The sequence below is a fragment of the Sinorhizobium alkalisoli genome (assembly GCF_008932245.1).
Lineage (GTDB): Bacteria > Pseudomonadota > Alphaproteobacteria > Rhizobiales > Rhizobiaceae > Sinorhizobium > Sinorhizobium alkalisoli.
The window spans coordinates 848,803-867,652 of sequence record NZ_CP034910.1 but is presented as its reverse complement, the minus strand read 5'-3'; the positions used below and the strand labels follow the sequence as shown (position 1 = coordinate 867,652).

Annotated in this window: 16 protein-coding genes; 11 read left to right on the top strand and 5 right to left on the bottom strand. The window is 62.2% G+C overall.

The window, feature by feature from the left end:
- Positions 1–47: 47 nt before the first annotated feature.
- The 3 genes from EKH55_RS21705 to EKH55_RS21695 are packed head-to-tail and all read left to right on the top strand — an operon-like array spanning position 48 to position 2,975.
- Positions 48–1,490 (top strand): GMC oxidoreductase, encoded by a 1,443-nt coding sequence (locus EKH55_RS21705; RefSeq protein ID WP_151613096.1) that lies wholly within the window; start codon positions 48–50, stop codon positions 1,488–1,490.
- Positions 1,491–1,501: 11 nt separating this feature from the next.
- Positions 1,502–1,945, top strand: coding sequence for a hypothetical protein (locus EKH55_RS21700; RefSeq protein WP_151613095.1), 444 nt, complete (start codon positions 1,502–1,504; stop codon positions 1,943–1,945).
- 34 nt (positions 1,946–1,979) lie between these two features.
- Positions 1,980–2,975 carry a phosphoribosyltransferase family protein gene (locus EKH55_RS21695; protein ID WP_151613094.1) on the top strand — a complete coding sequence of 332 codons (996 nt, stop codon included), beginning with the start codon at positions 1,980–1,982 and terminating at the stop codon, positions 2,973–2,975.
- A 176-nt stretch (positions 2,976–3,151) separates the two neighbouring features.
- On the opposite strand, the gene EKH55_RS21690 is transcribed toward EKH55_RS21695, so the two are convergent.
- Positions 3,152–4,633, bottom strand: a complete 1,482-nt coding sequence (locus EKH55_RS21690) for a lipopolysaccharide biosynthesis protein (protein ID WP_151613093.1) — start codon at positions 4,631–4,633, stop codon at positions 3,152–3,154.
- Positions 4,634–5,164: 531 nt separating this feature from the next.
- Between EKH55_RS21690 and EKH55_RS21685 the strand changes: the two genes are divergently transcribed.
- Positions 5,165–6,643, top strand: coding sequence for an HTTM domain-containing protein (locus tag EKH55_RS21685; protein ID WP_246231974.1), 1,479 nt, complete (start codon positions 5,165–5,167; stop codon positions 6,641–6,643).
- Between the two features lie 323 nt (positions 6,644–6,966).
- A complete protein-coding gene (locus tag EKH55_RS21680; RefSeq protein WP_151613092.1) occupies positions 6,967–7,440 on the top strand; it encodes an SH3 domain-containing protein in 474 nt (157 codons plus the stop codon).
- A 32-nt stretch (positions 7,441–7,472) separates the two neighbouring features.
- Here EKH55_RS21680 and EKH55_RS21675 read toward each other — a convergent pair whose 3' ends face one another.
- The 4 genes from EKH55_RS21675 to EKH55_RS21660 form a co-directional block, all read right to left on the bottom strand.
- Positions 7,473–7,889: a thiol-disulfide oxidoreductase DCC family protein gene (locus tag EKH55_RS21675; protein ID WP_151613091.1), complete on the bottom strand. Its 417-nt coding sequence runs from the start codon at positions 7,887–7,889 to the stop codon at positions 7,473–7,475.
- Positions 7,886–8,074, bottom strand: coding sequence for a hypothetical protein (locus EKH55_RS21670; protein ID WP_151613090.1), 189 nt, complete (start codon positions 8,072–8,074; stop codon positions 7,886–7,888). The genes EKH55_RS21675 and EKH55_RS21670 overlap by 4 nt, the downstream gene beginning before the upstream one ends.
- A 169-nt stretch (positions 8,075–8,243) precedes the next feature.
- Entirely contained in the window at positions 8,244–9,287 is a 1,044-nt protein-coding gene (locus EKH55_RS21665) for an acyltransferase family protein (protein ID WP_192803863.1), read from the bottom strand.
- Between the two features lie 118 nt (positions 9,288–9,405).
- Complete coding sequence (locus EKH55_RS21660) at positions 9,406–10,917, bottom strand: GDSL-type esterase/lipase family protein (RefSeq protein WP_151613088.1); 1,512 nt, start codon at positions 10,915–10,917, stop codon at positions 9,406–9,408.
- A 439-nt stretch (positions 10,918–11,356) separates the two neighbouring features.
- Here EKH55_RS21660 and EKH55_RS21655 point away from each other — a divergent pair, with 439 nt between their 5' ends.
- From EKH55_RS21655 to EKH55_RS21630, 6 genes are all read left to right on the top strand, one after another.
- Entirely contained in the window at positions 11,357–12,517 is a 1,161-nt protein-coding gene (locus tag EKH55_RS21655) for an osmoprotectant NAGGN system M42 family peptidase (protein WP_151613087.1), read from the top strand.
- A gap of 270 nt (positions 12,518–12,787) precedes the next feature.
- Positions 12,788–14,350: an ABC transporter substrate-binding protein gene (locus EKH55_RS21650; RefSeq protein WP_151613086.1), complete on the top strand. Its 1,563-nt coding sequence runs from the start codon at positions 12,788–12,790 to the stop codon at positions 14,348–14,350.
- A 50-nt stretch (positions 14,351–14,400) separates the two neighbouring features.
- Positions 14,401–15,348, top strand: a complete 948-nt coding sequence (locus EKH55_RS21645) for an ABC transporter permease (protein ID WP_151613085.1) — start codon at positions 14,401–14,403, stop codon at positions 15,346–15,348.
- The gene (locus EKH55_RS21640) at positions 15,345–17,147 is read left to right on the top strand and encodes a dipeptide/oligopeptide/nickel ABC transporter permease/ATP-binding protein (protein WP_151613084.1); all 1,803 of its coding nucleotides are present in this window, start codon (positions 15,345–15,347) and stop codon (positions 17,145–17,147) included. Before EKH55_RS21645 ends, EKH55_RS21640 begins: the two co-directional genes overlap by 4 nt.
- Positions 17,144–17,941, top strand: coding sequence for an ATP-binding cassette domain-containing protein (locus EKH55_RS21635; RefSeq protein ID WP_151613083.1), 798 nt, complete (start codon positions 17,144–17,146; stop codon positions 17,939–17,941). The genes EKH55_RS21640 and EKH55_RS21635 overlap by 4 nt, the downstream gene beginning before the upstream one ends.
- 4 nt (positions 17,942–17,945) lie before the next feature.
- Positions 17,946–18,743, top strand: a complete 798-nt coding sequence (locus tag EKH55_RS21630) for a FadR/GntR family transcriptional regulator (protein ID WP_151613082.1) — start codon at positions 17,946–17,948, stop codon at positions 18,741–18,743.
- The last annotated feature ends 107 nt before the right edge of the window (positions 18,744–18,850 follow it).

The window sequence follows — 18,850 nt, the reverse complement described above, 5'->3', positions numbered from 1 at the left end:
CAGCGTCCGAGTGCGTCCACCCCGTTTTCGTGAGAGAAGGCTAGTCGATGGTCCTGGATATCCGCCCAGACAAGATCGCCGGAGAACATTTCGACATTGTGGTGATCGGCTCCGGCTTTGGCTCGGCCTTTTTCCTGCACGGCTTTCTCCAACGGCGCAAAGCGCGCATTCTCCTCCTTGAATGGGGGCGCCACAATTCGCATGCTTGGCAGCTCGAACATGGGGCTAATACCGATCTCAAGGACGAGCAGACCTACAGCAGCAACGCGACCAAGCCGTGGAATTATACGATCGGACTTGGCGGCGGAACAAACTGTTGGTTCGCGCAGACGCCCCGGCTGCATCCGAACGATTTTCGGCTGAAGAGCCTTTACGGGATCGGCCATGATTGGCCGATCAGCTACGACGAGCTCGAGCCGTTCTATTGTGAGGCCGAAACGGTCATGGCCATATCGGGCGATCCCGACATGGCGGCAATCATGCCGCGTTCAAAGCCCTTCCCGCAGCCACCGCATCGCATGTCCACGCCGGATCGCCTGATGAAGGCAGCTCAACCAGACCAGCACTTCGTCATGCCGACGGCGCGTGCCCGTGTCGCAACGGAGACGCGGTCGGCCTGCTGCGCTTCGCTTCGGTGCTGGCTTTGCCCGGCTGATGCGAAGTTCACCGCGAACAACGGCCTGATGCATGTGTTCGAGCACCCAGATATATCGGTGTGTCTCGGCTCGGAAGTGCGCCGGCTGGATCATGCCGCCGGTTCCATCCGGGCAGTGACGTTTCGCCATGGCGGCAGGGAATACACCGCCAGCGGCGATCTCTTCGTGCTCGGCGCCAATGGGATCCAGAGTGCCGCCATCATGCTCAGGTCCGGTCTTGGCGGCGAATTCGTCGGGCGCGGACTGCACGAATCTTACGGCCGCAACGTCGAAGCATATCTCGACGGCATCGATAATTTCGATGGCAGCACGATCACCACGGGGCTGAATTATGGCCTCTATGACGGGCAGCACCGCTCGGAGCAGGCTGCCGCGCTCGTCTATTTCGAGAACCGCTGGCAGCATGGGCTGCGTGCCGAAAAGGGCCGGCTGCGCCAGACCCTACCGCTTGTCATCGTCACCGAGGACCTGTTGGAACCGGAGAACTTCGTCGGTCTCGACGAGAACGAAAACGCCTTGATCAACTACAAGGGGCCGGCCGGTTATGCGGTCGAGGGCATGGCGCGGGCGCTGGAGAAGCTGCCCGATATTCTTGCGCCGCTGCCGGTGGAGGAGATCATGGACCGCGGCGTTCGCGGCACGGAATCGCATGTCCAGGGCACGCTTCGCATGGGCAAAGATCGAAGCGACTCCGTCATCGACCGGGATCTGATCCATCACGAATTCCGCAATCTTGCGATTGTCGGCACGAGCACATTTCCCAGTTGCTCCTGTGCCAATCCCAGCCTGACGGCGGCGGCGCTTTCGCTGAGAGCCGCCATGCGCATCTCGTGAAGGAGGCAAGCATGAAGGGAGTTTCGAGGCGCACCGTGCTCGCGCTGGCGGCAGGCGGGCTCGCGTCGACCGGCCTTGCCTATGCCGCCGTGCGATCCTTTTCGGAGCTGGAGATGGTGCGCGCGACGCTCGAGAGATATCTCGGCAATCTCAACATCTCGGACGATCACCTGCGCGCCTTCGTTCTGGAGTTCCGTAGGCGCAATCCGTGGGACTTTCCCACGGGCAAGCTGGCAGACGCGACGACGCTTTTCGAGAAGCTTCACATCGGAGACATGGCGCGCCCGCTCCTGCCCGAGGATCCCGCGCACCGGCTGGAGCGGTTCGAGCGCTTGTTGCTCGCGGATTTCCATCTTCTCACCGACTATGTCTGGCGGCGCGGGCCGGACGATCCCATCACCTATTCCGGAAGCCAAGTCTGCGTAAACCCGTTCGCAAATTTTGAAGCGGCTTAGCGCGGTCGCAAACACCACTCAGAGGTGCAACAAGATGCAGTATCGATCGATCGCCGACATGAATGCCACGATTGCCAGAAACCTGCATCGCCTGCCCGGCGATATCGATCTGGTCGTCGGAATCCCGCGCAGCGGCATGCTGGCCGCCAATCTCCTCAGCCTGACGGCAAACATCCAGATGACCGATCTCGACAGCTTCGTCGCCGGCAAGATTTTCTCGAGCGGGATTACCAAGCGCTCCGCGGCGCTCGGACGTAGCATGGCCGAAATGCGCAGGATTCTGATCCTCGACGACAGCATCAATGGCGGCAGTGCCATGAGAGAGGCCAGGGTGAAGGCGGCGGCCGCGGGCATACCGCGCGACCGGCTGATCTTCGCCGCCGTTTACGGCAGCTACGAACGCTACGAGGAGACGGACTTCGTGCTCGAGGTCGTCCAGCAGCCACGACTGTTCCAATGGAACTTCATGCATCACAAGTTCCTTGGGCAGAGCTGCGTCGACATCGACGGCGTGCTGTGCCTCGACCCGACGAACGACGAAAACGATGACGGTCCCGCCTATCTTCGCTTTCTCGCCGAAGCACACCCGCTCTACGTGCCGACGCGCAAGATCGCCTCCCTGGTGACCAGCCGGCTGGAGAAATATCGCTCCGAGACGGAGGACTGGCTGGCCGGGCGGGGCATCGAATACGACGAGCTCGTTATGCTCGACCTGCCGAGCAAGGAAGAGCGCCAGCGTCTTGCCGCTCACGGCCGCTTCAAGGCGGAGGTCTACCGACGCTCCAATGCCGTCCTGTTCATCGAGAGCGAACACGGCCAGGCCGTCAACATTGCGAAACTCTCGGGCAAGCCGGTCCTCTGCGTGGAAACGCACGAGATCATCACACCCGCATCGGCCCTGGTGCGCGAGCGCCTGAACCTGGCAAAAACGGCAGAGGGAAGGCATGCGCTGCTGAAAGCAGCGGCCCGGGCCATGCTGGGTGAGCGAGGCTACGAGGCACTGAAAAGCAAGGTCAGAAAGCCGGCCTGATTGGCGCGAAATTTGGCCGCCGAGTAGGGCCGGTGCGCTGGCGGGCACGGGTGCGACACCCGTCAATCCGGTCTCCGGCACCCGGCCACGGGCCGTCAGCGACCTCCGCACTGCTGCATGTGTCGCCCTCAATAATCAAACTGAGATCCACGATAGGAGACATGCGGTCGTTTCTCTCAGCTTTGCCCGCTTCGTCTCTTCGGCAGCAGATCGAGCGCCTCGCGTAGCGACCGGCGGCCGAAAGGGAAGACAAGCGCGACGGCAACCGTCACGGCATAGGAAAGAATTGCAGCGCCCGCGAGAGCGACGATCGTCTGGTCCGGCAGATGCGGCCGCACCAGCCACAGGATGGCGAGCGCGACGTGCGCCCCAAGCACGAAAGGACCGGCGGCGCGGACCATGTCGCCGGCGGTCAATGGGCCCTTTCTTCCAATATAGAGCCATAGGACCGGCGTCCGCAGATATTCGCTCGTGGCATAGGCGACCGCAACTCCGAGCGCGCCGTAAGGAAGGCCGATGATGAAAGCCATGGCGGAGCTTGCGGCGGTGATGATCCCCCAGCGCATGAAGTCGCCGGAGCGACCCTGGCTGATGAACAGCCAGCCCGCCGGGTTGTTAAGCGGTTGAAGCAGGCCGGCAAAACCGAGCGCTCGGAAAATGTCGGCGCTTTCCCGCCATTGTTCGCCGAGCACGAAAGGAATGAGCCGGTCGGCAGTCGCCACCGCAGTCGCCACCCCCGGCAGCGCAACAACCAGCATCAGGGGGATCACGCGCAAGTAGGCGCTGCGGTAACGATGGGGCTCGCCGGCAAGCCGTGAGAGCGCCGGCACCATCACTTTCGAGAGCGGGTTGGCGATCTGGCTCAAGGGGAACAGGAGAAGCTTGTAGGCGCGGTCGTAAAGGCCGAGCTCCGCATTGCCCCAGTAGCGCCCGATCAGGATGTTGTCGAGATTTCGGGCAAAGAAGTTCGCGAAGTTGAACCCGGTGATTCCGGCGCCGAAATTGAGCAGAGCGCCGATACCCTGCACCTTTCGCGGAAAGCCCGGGCGCCAATGCGAATTCACCCAATAGCAGAGACTGGGCAGGACGGCACTCGTGAGCGTGCCTGCATAAAGCGCCCAATAGGACCGGTCGACCAGCGTCCATGAGACCGCGGCCAGAAGGCCGGCGACAGCGCTTGTGACTTCAACCAGCGCGAGGCGACCGAAGGCCATGCGGCGGTTGAGGAGGGCGAGGTGCTGCGCGCCCAGGCCGTACGCAACGATCTGCGCGGCCATGGCGGCAATCAGCGGGCCGACCCGCGGCTCGCCATAGAAGCTGGCGATCAACGGCGCCACACCCACCATCAGGCAGGCGAGCGCCGCGCTAACGGCGACGTTGACCCAGAAGAGGTAATTCACCTCGTCATGCGTGATTGCGTTCTTCTGCACGGTCGCCTGCGTCAGGCCGAAATCCTGAAAGAGCGCGATGAAGGCGAGCACCGGTGCGCACATGGCCACGATGCCGAAATCTTCAGGCGAAAGCAGGCGGGAAAGGACGATGACCGAAAGGATCTGGGTGGCAACCTTGACGGCCTGGGCGAGGCCGGTCGCGACAGCGCCGCGGCCAACGGACCTGCGAAGCGAACCCTCGGGCGGATCGAATGGGCTGGCGTCCAAGTCTCCCTACTCTCCTTCAGGGTTTCCATGAGCATTGCAATACCGAGATATCTTTTGCGGCGCAACAGAGACTGCAACCTATGCTGCGCTGCACACTGAATATTGCAACACAGCATCATGCGTAGTAAGTTCGCTACAACTGAACCATAGGTCGTACGGCCTGGCGGTGCAGCGCCTCTTGGGAACTCGGCGTGGCCATCCCATGCCCTGTGCCCGCATCGAGCAAGAGGCAATGGAAACGGTGCACGAATTTGTTGTAATAGAGGAAGTTTACAAACTAGAGTTGCTCATTAGAGTCACGCGAGGGCGGAATATCGGGAGTACAGCTCCCGGCGAGATCCCCGTCAGTGGCAAGCACGGAGAGCGAGGAGACGTAGGCGGGCATTTCTCCCAAGATTACAGGCCGCGGCGCCGCAAGAATGTGACGTCGTCGCGAAGCACCGCTTGGCTGCATATGCCTTCAGACGGATTTGCCAAGCACTTTGCGGCATTCCCCGTTCGGACAACCACCGGTCACTTGGAGTGGAATTCATGATGACGGCAGATGCGATACCTTTCTGGAATATGGGCCGCAGGAAGGCCACCAGGATCAGGGAACTGGCCTACAGCCACGACGGTCTGACGGCATTCACGCCTTTCTGGGCCTTAGCGGCGATCTTCAGCATTGCCGGCGATACCTACGGCCTGATCGGCTACAAGGGTGCAATCTACATGACGCTCGGTTGGGCGATCATCCTGTTCAGCCTGTTGCTCTTCCTATACCCGCGGCGCACCTGGCTCCTCCTGGCTCTTGCCGGTGTCTCGGTGGCGCTCTATGCCGTGCGCCTACCGGTTGCCTCCAACAACAAGACGATTACCACCGTCATGGACGGCGCGATGCTGCTCAGTGCGGCGCTTCTCTACCTGAAGTCCGGCCGCGGCCCGATCGATCGCGTGGCCCTTTACGACCAGGTGCGCGTCGTTGCGCGCGCCCTGCTCGCGATCATGTATTTCTACGGCATCTTCCACAAGATCAACACGGATTTTCTCGACCCCACCGTCAGCTGCGCAGTGGGCCTCTATGTGCCGCTCGCCCGGCCCTTCGGTCTGGAGGACAATCTGTTCGGCCGCTATCTGGCGATTTACTCGACCTTCATCATCGAAGGGATCGCCATCCTGTGCCTGTACTGGAAGCGCTATTTCGCCGTGGGCTTCATACTGGCGCTGCTCTTCCACTACATCATCCCTATTTCCGCCTATTCCTGGTATATGGACTTTTCCAGCCTTGTCTTCGCGCTCTACGTGCTGAGCATTCCGAAGCCCGCGAGCCAGATGCTCTATGGCATTTCGCTGAACGTGGCGAACCGGTTGCGCGAGAACTACGGGCGCATCGGTACCCTCTTCCCCGGCCTGGCTCTCACACTCGTTACCGTCGCCGTCGTCATGCTCCTGACGCTTGTCTTCCCGGAGCGCTCCTTCGACATGGTCGTCCATTCCGTCTGGATCCTCGTCTGGGCGGTCGCGGGCGGCGCGGCCCTGGTCGTGCTCACCTATGTGGCGCTCGAAAACCTGCCTTGCGAAAATACCGCCGCGCCGCGGGCGCCAGCCTGGGTTTATGTGGTGCCCGGCCTGTTTTTCCTTTCCTGCCTTTCCCCCTATGTCGGGCTGAAGACGGAAAGCTCGATCAACATGTTCAGCAACCTGCACACGGAGGCTGGCCAGACCAACCACCTGCTCTTTTCCAAGCCGCCCTATCTCTTCAACTACCAGAACGAGGTCGTGAAGGTCGTCGATTCCTCGAGGGAACTTTGGATACGCCAGTCGCAGGCCGGCTACTATCACATTCTGCATGACCTGAAGCTGTGGCTCCGCTGGAAGCCGGATGCCTGGGTGACCTACGAAAGGGACGGCGTGACCGTCACACGGGCGACCGCGGCCAGCCTCGCCGACGAAATGCCGAACCTCCTGGAACGCAAGCTCTTGATCTTTAAGCTGGTGGACTTCTCGCGGCCGAAGGTTTGCACGCATTGAGGTTTGTCCCCCGACGGCCGGGCACTTGCACACGCCTCCGCCTGGACCAGACCCGGTGCAGGCAGGCTTGCCCGACCGGCTTGGAGCTTTAGGATTACCCGCTCCAGGACCAACCGCGGCGCCTCCGAGCTGACACCTCTGTGTCGCATTGACATCCTGTCATCGGCCGTGTTTTGAAGCCACGCACGGCATCCATCTAGCTGGCCGCCTCCTCGTCCCGCTTTGGGGACATGCCCATTGCCTGACGGTACGATCTAATCCTGGATTCTGATTGCCCAGTAATAGCCTTGCTCAGAACGTTTGTTTGTCTATTCCTTGCGGCCATGTCCGCCGTACCTGCCAGTGCCGCTCCCATCAACGGCCGCGTAACGGGTCTGCCCATCCCTCGCTACGTCTCGCTCGGTGCCCAGCGCGCAAACATGCGTGTCGGGCCCGGAACGGACTATATGGTGAAATGGGTGTACCTTTCGCCCGGCTTGCCGCTGGAGATCTTCGCCGAATATGGAAACTGGCGAAAAGTAAGAGATCAGGACGGCACGGTCGGGTGGATGTATCACGGACTTCTGTCGGGTCGCCGGACCGGTGCGATCGCTCCTTGGAAAGAGGGCTACGTTCCCATGCGCGATCATGCATCGTCTATTGCGCCCGTCGCCGCTCGACTGGGGACGGGGCTTGTCGTTCGCCTGCGGTCCTGCAGTGGCACTTGGTGCCGTGTGACAGGAAAGGACGGCGGGTGGAGCGGCTATGTCAGACAGCAGAACATTTGGGGAGTTTATCCCGGCGAAGTGCTGCCATGACTCCGATGCATGCGCCCGAAGACCGTCTCGGGTCACCAGCCCCGTTCGGGCGAGTGGTCGAGATCAGCGGGGATGAGCGGCCGGCCGCGCAGGCGTAGCGTGATGCGGCGCCCGAGCTTAAGCGCGGGGTAGATCAGCCGCGCAGCCAGCCGGCTCGAAAGGATCGCACGATTGAGCCAGCCGAACAGCGAAGATGGCGAACTGAGAATCGCCAACAGATTGACGGCCTCGTCTCCGTGATAGACGCGATCGTCGAAGACGAAGAGCATGCCTTCGTTCAGGTCATAGCCCGCATGTTGAAAAGCCGCGACGCGCGGATCACCCGAGCGGGCATCGAGCAGTTCGACCGGGCCCACGGTGTCGCGCAGCCGCATGAAACGGACATAGTTCTGACAGAACACGCAATCGCCGTCATAAACGATGAGTGCCGCTTTTTCGGAGTTGCTCATTGCGCCACCGGATCGTTGCCGAGGTCCGTCGGCGGCGTCGAGGCGTCGGCCAGAGCGCAATTGCCATAGAACGAACAGCCGGAGACGACGGGCAGATTGGCGAGCGCATCGAGAACGCCGACGAAGGCGACGACGACAGCACCGAGCGCGATCAGTTTCTTGTAAACATGCATGTCGCGAAACATTCCGGTTCGTCCCCTTGCTGGGTTCGAGGCATCTATCGGAGGCGACGGCAGCCAAGCGCCGGCCGCCGACCTTGTGCACTGCACAATCTCTCTTAAAAAGGGGAGAAGATCAAGAGAAATCCACCCCAGGGTTGCGATCATTGTCCCTGCGACTGCGTCGCCACCAATCTCATCTCGCGCGACTGGCGAGCGTCCGCCGCATCCGGTCGATGCTGAGCGACAGCGATCCGTGCCCCAGAAACCAGGGCGACAGAACTGCCGACGAGTTCAGCAGCCGATAGAGGAGATAGGGCAAACCGACAGAGAGGACAATCAGCGGAATATCCGAAGTCATACCCGTTTCTCGCAGCGTGAAATGCACGAACTGATGGGCGAACATGATGACCAGTGAAGCCTTGCCGAGCTCGGCGAGCGGAGCCATCCGCTCAGGGAGACCACACGTGACCAGGCGGGCGAGACTGAGCACAGCAGCTGAAATGGAAAGCGCAAGCAGCAAGCCGAGGATCGGTGGTCCGAATTTGGTGTTCTTCATGCTGAACGTAAAGTCGGACCCTGCCGAGGCAGCGGCAATCGAGATGCCGACAACGGCAAGTGCCGCCAGGGCAAGCGCCTTGACGCCCAGCTTCTCTTCGCGCAGCAGGTGCCCAAACCAGAAGGCGCCGATGGCGAGAGGTACATTGCTGAGGGCAAGAGGCGAGCGGATATCCGGCCAGGAGGCCTGGATGAGATAAGCGAGGACGACAGAGCCTGCCACGAAGGTCAGCATGACGGGATCGGTTGGCCCTTTGGTCAGCAGCGCAACCTCGTTGTAGAGAAGCTGGGTCGCAAAGAGGCAGCTCACGAACCAGAAGACACCGAGTTCACGGGTAAGGTTTCGTCCGCCCCAAGCGGCGTTGGTCACCAGTTCCCTGATTTGCCAGGGAGCCGGTATGTCACCGTGGAGAAGGTCGACGAGCAGCATGCCCGCGATGAGGAGGCAGAGAAAGGCGACATACGGGACCATGAGACCACGCACTCGCTTTGAGAGCAGGGCCTGCCGGTCGGAGGCAGTGAAGAGATAACCCGATATGACGAAGAAAAAAGGCATGTAGAACAGCGAGATCGTGAAAAAGACCTCCGGTGCCAAATGCCATTTGCTGTGGGTCAGGACGTGGGCCAGGACGACGAGAACGATGCCCACGCCCTTGGCCACATCGAGCCAAGTCTGGCGCATTGCTAGCCTCCAGTGCTCCGATCGAATAGCTCTCTCGACGGACAATTTTAAGACCAGCCCGATTGTGCGTAGCCCAAAAGGGTTAGCAACCCTCATTTTTTGGGGAATTCAGCCGTGGCTATGCAAAGAAGAAATCGCTTGTAGACAGGCTCGCGACAAGAGTGCCCTTCAAGAGCACAGTATCGGTCGCGGAAAAGACGACCAGCGTGTCGGCACCGATCTGGCGGAGTTCGCTATAGCTTTGATAACCGGAGACCTCCAGGAGATCGTAGCCGGAAACGCTGAAATCTGTGATGACGTCCTGGCCATCGCCGATCGCGAAGACGAAAGTGTCGTTGCCGGTGTCACCCGTCAGGGTATCGTTGCCAGCGCCGCCGATGATACGGTCCGCGCCGCCGCGACCGTCGATATTGTCATCTCCATCGCGCCCTTCAATCCTGTTCGCCCCGCTGTTGCCGATGATCCTATTGGCTGCGGCATTGCCGATGCCGGCTAGACCGGCCGCCGATCGCAGGAACAGGTTTTCGACGTGCTCCGCGAACGTCCAATCGACATAGGCGTGAACCTCGTCCACACCGCCGCCAGCCTCCTCGATCGTGCTGTCGCCGGAATTGTCGACATAGTAGACGTCGTTGCCCGCGCCGCCGATCATCACGTCAGCGCCGGTTCCGCCGATCAGCACGTCAGCGCCGCCGCGTCCCTCGAGGACGTCGTTCCCATCGCGGCCTTCCAGGGTGTTGGCCCCATCAGTTCCGGCCAGCCGATCGTCAAACGCCGAGCCGATCAGGTTTTCGATACTGATGAAGGTGTCGCGGTCGCTGCCGATGCCCTCTCCGTCCAGGCCGAAATGCTCCTCCAGCGCCTGCAGCCAGTAAGCGGCGATTTTCTCGTAGCCTTCGGCCGTCGGATGCAAGCCGCTGTCGAGCGGAGGCGCCGTGATGTCGTCTTGCGTCAGGCCGCGCATGTCGACGAAGACCACATCAAGCCCCAGCGCCGCCAGTTCTTCGATGAGCGCGGGCATCGCGTCGTTATAGGCGTCGACCTTGTCGGCCCGCGCCTGCGACTGCTGCCCTACCCGCACGGGTGGGACAGAACCGACGAAAACGGTCACCTCGGGATCCGCGGCTGTCACACTAAGCAGAAGGTCGCGCAGGTCCTGAATCATCGTCTGCACGCTGTCGGTCTTGCTGTCATTGGTGCCTGCGATCAAAAGCACGGCGTCGGGCGCCGTCGTGGCGAGGACGCCTTCATCGATGCCATTCAACTGATTGAGCGTCCAACCGCGATGCCCCTCATGGTCGCGGTCCTCCATGGCGGGGCCGTTTGCGAGCGACCCGACGAAATTGACGTGGATATTGAGCGCGCGCAGATGATCCAGCATGAATTTCCGGTATCCGCCACTCTCGGTATCGGTCGTGCTGCTGATCACGCCGTAGGTGATGGAATCGCCGAAGGGCAATATCGAGAGCAATTTGTAAGCTCGTCCGGATTGAAGATCGGCAACGACCCCGCGCGACGAGCGAGCATAGCTAACCGCATCAGCACCCCCGCCACCATCGAATGAGTTTGGCCCATCATCGTCATAGAAAACGTCCCGGCCCGGACCGCCGAAGAACAGGCTTTCTGCCATGGTCTCTCTCCTCTGAAAGCAGGACAACTGGGGGCGCGATGAATTCTCCACGGAATCATTGGAACCGCTTGAAAGCGACGAGCAGGCAATTCATGCGCCGGAACGAAGCTGCTGGCCTTCAACGGCGCGATGCCGTGCCATCGTCGGAACGCGAGGCACGACGCCGGTCGGTGCAGCAAGCAGGTCCGAATACATCCATTAGGCGCATATCGATTTATCATGCAGCTTATCAGAGAATTGCCGCATCGCAAGAATTTCCTGCACGCATTAGGAGATAAGCGCAGTCTATACACGCCAAAACAGTACTGGCGTTTGGTTGCGACGCAATCCGGGGTCAGTCGCGGTTTCGACGGGAAAGACGGCGGTCGACTTGAGCAACCTGCTTTCGGCGGCGGCACCCAAGGTTGACGCCTCCGCCGCATCTTGCGACAAAGGCGGCATGAGTTCGGCCATATCGATCGACCCTCACTATCTGGTCGCTCGCCTGAAGGCGCTGCTGGCGATCGCGAGTCCCACCGGGTTTACCGACGAGGCGGTTCGCCACACCGCCCGCGAGCTCGAGCGGTTGGGATTGGAAGTGGTGCTGACACGGCGTGGCGCCATTCGTGCCCGCCGCCCCGGCGCGGCAAGGCGGCCGGCACGCGGCATCGTCTCGCATCTCGACACGCTCGGCGCACAGGTCAAGCTGCTCAAACCGAACGGGCGCCTCGAACTGGTGCCGATCGGCCATTGGTCGGCACGCTTTGCCGAGGGCGCCCGGGCCTCGATCTTTTCCGTCAAGGGCACCTATCGCGGCTCGATCCTGCCGCTGAAGGCCTCCGGCCACACCTTCAACGAAGAGGTAGACACCCAGCCGAGCGGCTGGCGCCATGTGGAATTGCGCGTCGACGCGCTGGCGCGCAATCAACACGACCTCACCCAGCTTGGCATCGACGTCGGCGATATCGTGGCAATCGATCCGGCGCCGGAATTCCTGGAAAACGGCTTCATCGTCTCACGGCACCTCGACGACAAGGCGGGCGTCGCGGTGATGCTGGCGGCGCTGGAAGCGATGAACAGGGAAAAGGTGGAGACGCCGGTCGACACCTATTGGCTCTTCACCATCGGCGAGGAAGTCGGCGTCGGCGCCTCGGCCGTAGTCACGCCCGACATCGCTTCGCTCGTTGCCGTCGACAACGGCACCACGGCGCCGGGCCAGAACTCCTCGGAGTTCGGCGTCACGCTCGTCATGGCCGACCAAACCGGCCCGTTCGACTACCATCTGTGCAAGAAGCTGTTCGAGCTTTGCGGCACGAACGGCATTCGCGTCCAGAAGGACGTGTTCCGCTACTACCGTTCCGATGCCGCGTCCGCCGTCGAGGCGGGCCACGACGTGCGCACCGGCCTCCTCGCCTTCGGCGTGGACGCTTCGCACGGCTACGAGCGCATCCATCTGCACGCGCTGATCTCCGTCGCCAAGCTGGTGGTGCACTATCTCGCGAGCCCGATCGAGATCGAACGGGACGCCGAAGAAACCGCGGTCGGCCTCAAGGGCTTCACGCACCAGAAGGTGCCCGAGGCCGAACAAGACCTGACGCCGGAGGATGGGCAGGAGGGGTAGAAGGCCGCTGCTGCTTACGCTCTGATTTCCAAGCCTACAGCCCCGCGCACCATTTCAGACGCGCAAAGGCGCTGTAGCTCGTTGAAGCGGCGCATCGCGCTCCGAAAACGCGCACGTTTTTTAGGCTGATGCAGGAAGTACCTCCCGTCATCGCCCCGTAGGCGCATCACTCCCTCGCGCGGATTAATGATGATAAATTCTTGCTTCTGTGGCATTTATCAGTATTAATCGCCCTCTCACGAATTCAGCCAAATCGAAAGGATCTTCCCCATGAAGAGGCTACTTCGGAGCGCCATAGTGGCGGCTGCCGTAATTCTTGCCGCCGCGGCCACGCCGGTTAAGGCGCAGACTCCCCCCAATGTCCTGGTCGTCGGTCAGATCGCGGAGCCGCAATCGCTCGATCCGCATACGGTCACCGCCACCAATGATTTCCGCATTCTCGTCAATGTCTATGACGGGCTTGTGCGGTTCAAGGACGGGACATTGGAGGTGGAGCCGGCACTGGCAGAGAGCTGGACGATTTCCGAGGACGGGAAGACCTACACATTCAAGCTGCGCGAAGACGTCAAATTCCATGACGGAACGCCCTTCAATGCCGACACCGTCAAGTTCAATTTCGACCGCATGTTGAAGGAGGATCACGCCTTCTACGACACCGGTCCGTTCCCGCTGTCCTTCAACTTCTCCTCGATCCAAGCGGTGAATGTCGTCGACGATCGCACAGTCGAGTTCAAGCTCGACGGAGCCTTCGCCCCCTTCCTTTCCAATCTCGCCTACCCGACCGGCCTGATCGTCTCTCCGGCGGCAGTCGAGAAGTATGGAAAGGACTACGGTCGCCATCCGTCGGGCACCGGTCCCTTCAAATTCGTCGAATGGGTCTCCAACCAGCGCGTCGTCGCCGAGCGCAATCCGGACTATTGGGACGGCCCGGCGCGCCTGGAGGCGGCCGTCTTCCGGCCGATCACCGACGCCAATACGCGGGTCGCTGAAATGATGGCGGGTGGCATCGACGTCATGGTCGAGGTACCGCCGGACAATCTCGCCACCTTCAAGGAGGACGACAATTTCGCAGTCGTCGAGCAGGCGGGGCCGCATGTCTGGTTTGCCATTTTGAACGCCAAGGAAGGCCCCTTCGCCGACAAGCGCGTGCGCCAGGCCGCCAATTACGCTGTCAACAAGGAGACGCTGGTCAACGACGTGCTGCAGGGCACGGCAACGGTCGCGGCCGGCCCGATCCCGCCGGCCTTCAACTGGGTCGAAAGCACGGTCGAACCCTATCCCTACGACCCGGAAAAGGCGAAATCGTTGCTGAAGGAAGCCGGAGCCGAAAGTCCCGCTGTCACCTTCTACGTGACCGAAGGAGGGTCCGGGATGCTCGATCCGGTCACCATGGGCGCAGCCATCCAGGCAGACCTTGAAGCTGTCGGCTTCGACGTGAAGATCGAAACCTATGAATGGAACAGCTTTCTCGGCCGGGTCAATCCGGGGCTCGAAGCCAAGGCGGATATGGCGGAAATGGCCTGGATGACCAATGATCCGGACACGGTTCCCTATCTGACGCTCAGGAGCGACGCCATGCCCGACAAGGGCGGCTTCAATTCCGGCTATTACTCCAATCCGAAAGTCGACGAACTTCTGGAGAAGGCCCGCGCCTCCACGGACCAGGCAGAGCGCGGCAGGCTCTACGGCGAGGTGCAGGCGATTGTGCATGAGGACGCTCCCTGGCTCTTCGTCGCCAACTGGAAGCAGAATGCGGTGACGACCGCGGCCGTCGCGGGCTTCAAGCTACAGCCGTCCTTCCTCCTGCATCTGCACGGCGTGTCCAAGCAGTAGGATTGAAGGCAACCGGTTGCCGGCAGCGATGCCGGCGGCGGAGGAGCTTCATGCAGACCTACATCCTGAAGCGGCTGATCGCTGTCGTTCCGGTACTCATCGGCCTCTCGGTCATCGTCTTCCTCGTCATGGCGATGATCCCGGGAGACGCGGCGACGGCGATCCTCGGCCCCTATGCGACGCCGGAGAACGTCGAACGTATCAACCGCGACCTCGGGCTCGACAAGCCGCTGCTACAGCAGTACCTGATCTGGATCGGCAATTTGCTGCAGGGCGATTTCGGCCGATCCTTCGCACTCAACCGACCCGTTCTCGACGAGGTGCTAGAGCGGTTTCAGGCGACGCTGATCCTTGCGGGCGTATCACTCGTACTTGCCTCCGTCCTCGGACTTCTTGCAGGCGTCCTTTCCGCCGTCCGGCAGTTCGGCTGGGCGGATCGCGCGATCACCTTCGTCGTTCTCGCCGGCATCTCCACGCCGTCCTTCTGGCTCGGTCTGCTGCTCATCTATCTCTTCGCCGTCCACTGGCGCATCCTGCCGGCCTCCGGCATGTACGCGGTCTATGGTGGCGGCGATCTCAAGGACCTTCTCATCCATCTGATCCTGCCTGCAGCGACGCTCGCGGTGGTGGCTGCGGGCGTGATTGCAAGGCTTACGCGCGGCGCGATGCTGGAGGTGCTGCGCCAGGATTTCGTGCGCACGGCGCGTGCCAAGGGGCTTCCCGAACGCCGCGTCGTCTGCGGCCATGCCTTCCGCGCGGCCCTTGTCAGCGTCATACCGGTGATCGGCATACAGGCCGGCTTCGTGCTCGGCGGAGCCGTTTATATCGAGACCGTTTTTCAGTGGCCCGGCATCGGCGCGATGCTTGTCAAAGCCATTTCGACGCGCGACGTCCTGCTCGTGCAGGGCGGCGTGCTGATCGTCGCGGCCAGCTATGTCTTGTTCAACCTCATGGCGGACGTGGTCCAATCCATTCTCGATCCGAGGATCCGCACATGAGTGCGCTTGCGGAGATGACGCCACGGCCGGCGGGCGCGGCGCGGTTCACGTCCTGGCGGCTCCTCATGAACAACAGGCTCGCCGCCGCCGGCTTCTTCCTACTGCTGGCGATCGCATTCATCATCCTGCTCGTGCCGCTTTTGCCGCTGCCGGACCCGGATGCGACGGCGCCGGCCAACCGGCTGAAGCCGGTGGCGACCGCCGGCCACCTTCTCGGGACCGACCAGCTCGGCCGCGATATCCTGAGCCGACTGCTGTGGGGCACGCGCGTCTCGCTTGCTCTGGGCTTCACCGCTACGCTGATCGCCGCCGTGATCGGGTCCACGATCGGCATCGTCGCCGGCTATGCCGGCGGGCGCGCGGACAACCTGATGATGCGCGCGATCGACATGCTGATGGCCTTTCCCTATATGCTCCTGGCCCTTGCGATCGTGGCCGCACTCGGGCCGGGGCTGCTGAACGCCCTCTATGCCATCGCCATCGTCAATATCCCATTCTTCGCGCGCAATATCCGTGGCGCGACTGTGGGGCTTGCCCATGCCGAGTTCATCGACGCGGCGCGCCTTTCCGGCAAGGGACAGCTCTCGACCGTCTTGACCGAGGTGCTGCCGAACGTGCTGCCGGTTATCGTCATCACCATATCGACGACCGCAGGCTGGATGATCCTGGAAACTGCGGGCTTGAGCTTCCTTGGCCTTGGCGCCCAGCCGCCGCAGGCCGATCTCGGCTCGATGCTCGGGGAAGGACGTGCCCAGCTCTTCACCGCGCCGCATGTCTCGATCGTGCCAGGCATGACGATCTTCCTCATCGTCATCAGCCTCAACTTGCTTGGCGACGGCATCCGCGACGTGCTCGATCCGCGCCTCAGATCCGGTACTCTCGCCCGCCCCGGCTCGAAGACCGCGATCGCAAAGGATCGACTGGCGCCAGCCAATTCGGCGCCGGATGCCGCGCTCGCGATTGAAGGACTGGAGACGGGCTTTAGCGGGGGAGACGCCTTCACGCCCGCCGTGAACGGCGTGTCGCTTCAACTGGGACGCGGCGAGTGCCTCGGCATCGTCGGCGAAAGCGGCTCCGGCAAGAGCGTGACCGCGCTTTCCATCATGGGCCTCGTCGCCTCGCCGCCGGCCCTTATCCGCAACGGCGCGATCTATCTCCATGGGGAGGACGTGCTCTCCATGTCCGAGGAAAGGCTCAGGTCCTGTCGCGGCGCTCGCGTCGCTTATGTGTTCCAGGATCCTCTCATGTCGCTTCACCCGCTTCTTCCAGTCGGCCGCCAGGTAGAAGAGGCTATTGCGGCGCATCAGCCGATCGGCGCCTCTGAACGGCGGGAAAGGGCGATAGCGCTTCTGGAGAAGGTCGGCCTACCGGACGCGCGTGAACGGGCGGCTCAGTTTCCGCACCAGTTCTCCGGCGGGCAGCGCCAGCGCGTCGGCATTTCGATCGCGCTCGCAAATGATCCGGACATCATCATCGCCGACGAGCCGACCACCGCGCTCGACGTGACCGTTCAGGCGCATATCCTCGACCTCTTGCGCCAGTTGCAGCGCGAGCGCGGCATGGCACTGCTTTTCATCACCCATGATTTCGGCGTAGTCTCGGGACTCTGCGACCGGGTCGCCGTGATGAAGGATGGCGAGATCGTCGAGACGGGAGAGACGCGGCGGGTGCTCTCCAATCCGCAGCACGCCTATACGAAGCGGCTTATCGCCTGCGTGCCGGAACTAGGCACGGGAGCGGACTTCCTCGACCGGGTGTCCGGCCTCTTCGCCGCGCGCCAGCGGGAGGGCACGGCATGAGTGCCGCCGCGATCGAAATAAACGACGTGACCAAGGTCTTCGGTGGCGGACACACGCTTCTCGGGCGGTCGCCTCACGCGGTGACCGCCGTCAACCAGGTCTCGCTTGCGGTCGGCCGCGGCGAAACGCTTGCCGTCGTCGGCGAGAGCGGGTCGGGCAAGAGCACGCTTGCCCGTATGCTCGTCGGCCTGGAGGAGCCGACCTCCGGGACCTTGCGGATCGGTGGTCGCGATGCCGCCGAGCTTCGGCGTGCCGGTGCGCGGGGCTTCGGCAAGATGATCCAATATGTATTCCAGGACCCGATCGCCTCGCTCAATCCCCGCAAGACCATCGGGCAGATCCTCGATACGCCGCTGAAGTTGCTCTGCGGGTATAGTGGCGCGGAGCGACGACACCGCGTGGCGGAACTGCTGGACGCAGTGCAGATGCCCGGCGACACGCTGCGGCGCTATCCGCACGAATTCTCCGGCGGCCAGGCGCAGCGGATCGCGATTGCCCGGGCGCTCGCCGCGGAAGCGGAGATTTTCGTGCTCGACGAACCCGTCAGCGCGCTCGACGTCTCCGTGCAGGCGCAGATCCTGTTGCTGTTGCGTGACCTGAAACGGCGCTTCGGCCTCTCCTATCTCTTCATCAGCCATGATCTCGCCGTCGTCGAGGCGATCGCCGACCGCATTGCGGTCATGTATCGCGGACAGACCGTCGAGATCGGGCCGGCGGCCCGGCTTTTTGCCGATCCGCAACACGCCTATACCAAGCGGCTCATCGCCAGTGCGCCCCGGATCAGGAAAGAATAACGGCATGACCGCCACAATCGAAAAGACGAAACCCATCAGCGAGGACGAAAAGCGCCTCTACGTGCCGGCGGAGCGGACCCGCCGCAGGCCGGAGGCGATCGCCGAGCGGATTAAGGACTTCATCCGCACGGAAAGACTCCTGCCCGGCGATCGACTGCCGCAGGAAAAAACGCTGATCGAAGAATTCAAGGCCGCCAAGGGCACCGTGCGCGAAGCGATGAAGACGCTCGAAACGCAGGGCCTGATCTACACCCGCAGCGGACCCGGCGGCGGGGCCTTCGTCGCCCAGCCTTCGGCCCAGCACGCCATGGAACTGCTTGGTGCCTATTTCTTCTTCGACCAGCCGAACCTTTCCGAGATCTACGCAATCCGCAAGGCGCTAGAGCCGGAAATCGCTGGGCTGCTTGCCGGCCACCTTCGGCCTGCACAGCTTGCGGAACTCGAAAGCACGATCAGAATCTACGACCAAACACCGGAAAATGTCGACGAACAGTATCGCCAGCGCGTCGCAGAGCTCGACTTCCATTCGCAACTCGCACAGCTCTGCCCGAACCGGCTGCTCGGCTTCCTGTGCGGGCTGATGCACAATCTCCTGCGCGATCTGCCGCTCGCACGCCGGATCTATGCGGATCCAAAGCCGACCTCGCGCGAGGAGGGATTGCTCTTCCAGTACCGCCTGATGGCGGCGCTGAAGGACGGGAGAAGCGAGGAGGCCCGCGCGATCGCCCGCGAGCACATGGACTTCGCGGAACGCTACATGCTCGCGCGCGCGGAAGCGCTTGCCAATGAGGAAAACGAATGAGCTCCGATCGGGAACGATCGGCGGCCCCGCGCATTATCAAAGACGTGCGACATCAGGGCCGCGGAGATCACCGCGGCCCTGATCTTGTAAGAGTACCAACAAAGGAG